Source organism: Bradyrhizobium sp. BRP22 (assembly GCF_020194175.1).
Classification (GTDB): domain Bacteria; phylum Pseudomonadota; class Alphaproteobacteria; order Rhizobiales; family Xanthobacteraceae; genus Bradyrhizobium.
Map to the genome: position 1 here is coordinate 1 of NZ_JADYVX010000104.1, position 936 is coordinate 936.

A 936-nucleotide genomic window follows, 5' to 3' on the forward strand; every position below is an offset into this window, starting at 1 on the left:
AGAGCCTGACTCAAAAAAGCGTAAGACGTCTTCAAGGTCTGGCCAGGCGGCGAATTAGGAGCCTCAGATGGGCGATGAGCAGCCATGCGAGCTCAGTGGCAGCAGAGCCTTCGAAGTCTTTGGAGAGGCGCCGACATCTGCCGAGCCATGCAAAGGTACGCTCAACGACCCAGCGCCTGGGCAGGAGCTGGAAGCCTTTGACTCCGAGCGGTCGCTCAACGATCTCGATCGTCCACGGCCCGCAGCTGGAGAGTGCGTTGACAAGCTGTTTGCCGCGATAGATCCGGTCGGCAAAGACATGCTCAAGCCTTGGGAAGCGGCCTCGCAACTCCTCTAACAGAGGAACGGCACCATGGACGTCCTGAATGTTGGCGGGATGAACATATGCAGCCAGCAGAAGGCCGTTGGTATCGGTCACGATATGTCGCTTGCGCCCATGGAGGCGCTTGCCGGCGTCGAATCCGCGTGGCCCGCCGGCCTCCGTTGTCGAGGCGGTCTGACTATCGATGACGGCAGCTGTCGGTTTGGGCTTTCGTCCTAGTTTCCGACGCGCCTTCCGAACCAAGGCTTCGACGATCTTCTGCCATCTACCCGTGTTGCGCCAAGCGTAAAAATAGCCCTGCACCGTCGAGTATGGCGGGAACTCCTTCGGCAAGGCTCGCCATTGGCAGCCGCTCGACAGAATATAGAAGATCGCCTGTACGATCTCGCGTAGATCGACCTCCCGCGGCCGGCCCAATCGCTGTCGCGGCGGCATCTTCCAGGCGATCAACGCCCATTCTGCATCGGTCAGATCACTTGTGTAACGCAGTCCACTGCGCTGATACTGGAGACGAGCGGCTTTGGTCCACGGCATGGTGTCCTCCCTCGAATCTTTGCAAATCCGAAGGAATCACAGGCCCGCCAAAACCGCTCACCCTTTTTCGGTCAGGCTCT

General features: G+C 59.4%; 1 protein-coding gene. It reads right to left on the bottom strand.

Annotated elements, in window-relative coordinates; all coding sequences use genetic code 11:
* Nucleotides 1-31: 31 nt before the first annotated feature.
* Nucleotides 32-856, bottom strand: coding sequence for an IS5 family transposase (locus I6F35_RS39555; RefSeq protein ID WP_225122960.1), 825 nt, complete (start codon nucleotides 854-856; stop codon nucleotides 32-34).
* Nucleotides 857-936 lie beyond the last annotated feature (80 nt).